General features: G+C 44.7%; 1 protein-coding gene and 1 pseudogene. One reads left to right on the top strand and one right to left on the bottom strand.

What is annotated here, in order from left to right; genetic code table 11:
* A partial coding sequence (locus tag VB714_RS21300; protein ID WP_323226698.1) for a hypothetical protein occupies positions 1-1,088 on the bottom strand: 1,088 nt, incomplete at its 3' end.
* A gap of 33 nt (positions 1,089-1,121) precedes the next feature.
* On the opposite strand from VB714_RS21300, the pseudogene VB714_RS21295 reads away from it, so the two are divergent.
* Positions 1,122-1,808: pseudogene (locus VB714_RS21295) on the top strand (4'-phosphopantetheinyl transferase family protein); the annotation flags it as partial.
* Between the last annotated feature and the right edge of the window lie 318 nt (positions 1,809-2,126).

The following is a 2,126-nucleotide window of genomic DNA, read 5'->3' as shown; positions in this document are numbered from 1 at the left end:
AGTGTCGAAAATGCTACCGGTTTTACGATCGCAGCAATATCAAAACCAGATTCTCGCGATACCGTACCATTAACTTGAGTGGCAATATCTCCTAAATAAGCTGTAACCTTTTCTAACTTAGCAACTTGTCCTTGAAAACGCATTGAACCTTGAGGAATCGTCAAAGGCTGAGAAAGGCGATCGCTAATAACGGCAAGTTTAGCAATTGTACCAACTCCAGTAATAAAAGGTAAAGTATCAAGAGAAAAAGGATTTCCCGAAATGGCGATCGTCGCATTAATACCCGCTTCCCCTTGAACATCTGCAATCTGATAATCTGACAAGCGGAAAGGAATAATATTTTTAAATTCTTCAAGATTAACTTTACTCGCGATCAATGTCAGTTTCGCTTCCAAGTTAGCAATCTTTTTCCCAGGAATAATACCTTTGCCTTTGAGGGAAAATGTACCACCTGCGGGAAAAAATCCCTCCAAATCTGCAACCCGAACATCTTCATATTTATCCTTAAGATACACAATCGATCGCGTTATAGAAAGGCGGATCGGCGGTTGAAATTCTCCATCTTGATAGCGACTGACCGCAGTTAAATTGCTATCGAAAATACGGACAGCAGAAACATTAATCTTCACAGGAAAATCACTTTCAGGAAAAGGTGGAATATCCAACCAATTGCGCTCTTTTCTTTGTTCGATATAAGCATCGGCTTCGATGAGAGAAATATCTAAATTTAACCTGCGATGAGTTAGAATCGAAATGGGATTATAACGAACCCGAATACTTTGCACCGTAGCGGTATCGGGTTGATCTGAAGTACTGGGAATCACCGTTCTGCCCAAACGCAGTCCAGTAGGAGAAAATGATTCAAGATCCCCCAATTCTACCGGACGTTGAAGCAGGTTTTCGAGAATAGTTTCAACCCGAGGGGAAAGAAAACGCGGGGCGAAAAATTGTTGGACGAGAATCCAAAAAATGGCTAGACCTCCCGTCGTCCCAACCCCTAAAATGAGTAAAACCCGCAACCAGAAATTGCGTCGGTGTTGGGGAGGTGGGTTGTTTGGGCGATCGCCCGATCCAGGTAACAGAGTCATAGCTTTCTCACTCGTCTCACACTTCTTTGCATTATGAACGAAGATCGAAAATTTAAGGAAACACAAGCTAAGTTTTTGCAGTCTCTCCCAGACATTTTAACCCGATCGCCGCCGGAAATTTGCGTTTGGCAATGTTGCGTCCAATCTCCTCCCATGACCGTAAAAACATTGGTAAAGTTGCTTTCCCAGGAAGAGAAAAGCAAAGCAGAGAGATTTCACTTCCAACGCGATCGCGATCGCTATATCCTCGGGCGGGGACTGTTACGAGTATTATTAGGGCATTATTTGGCACGAGATCCCCAGAGTTTGACCTTTGTTTACTCTGCCAGGGGAAAACCCCTCTTAAAAGGCGAGACACTGCAATTTAATATCTCCCATTCTGGGGACTTAATTTTGTATGGGGTGAGTCGCGATCGCCCCATTGGAGTTGATATCGAGCAAATTCGCCCCCTTCCCGACGCGGTAAAATTAGCCGAGCGTTTTTTCTGTAAGGCGGAATGGGAGAAGATTCGGGATTTACCCTCATTTTCAACCTCAAGGGCGTTTTTCACCGCTTGGACGCGCAAAGAAGCGTTTCTCAAGGCGACGGGAGAGGGGATAGCAGGGCTAAAAGATGTCGAAGTTTCTCTCTTACCCGAGGAACCCGTGCAAATTTATCGTATTGGGGGGAAAGTCGCAGTGGGGTGGAAATTGTGGCCAATCGATCTAGAATCAGCTTATGTTGGGGCGGTAGCAGTGCAAGGAGACAATGATTTAATACTTGAAAATAGAAGCGATCGCAATTGCCATCCCTGCAACGGCAATTTGCATGGGATCCCCCACCGCAGCCACTAATTGAAGAGGATCGCTTTTGTCAGATAATTAAATAACTTTCTGGCAATTGTTTTGCGAGTTTTTCTCCCCAAAATAAACCGCGATCGAGCAAATTTTTCACCGTAGAGAAAGGCAGTGCTTTTCCCGTAGAAACACACTTTGCAGGCTGTCCTCATTTACGAGAAACTCAGCATCGGCGATCGCGGTATATTTTCGGTCTTCAGG

The sequence above is a fragment of the Spirulina sp. 06S082 genome (genome assembly GCF_034932145.1).
In the GTDB taxonomy this organism is placed as follows: domain Bacteria; phylum Cyanobacteriota; class Cyanobacteriia; order Cyanobacteriales; family Spirulinaceae; genus CCY15215.
Note: the sequence above shows the minus strand (reverse complement) of the source record. Positions and strands in the feature narration are given on the sequence as shown.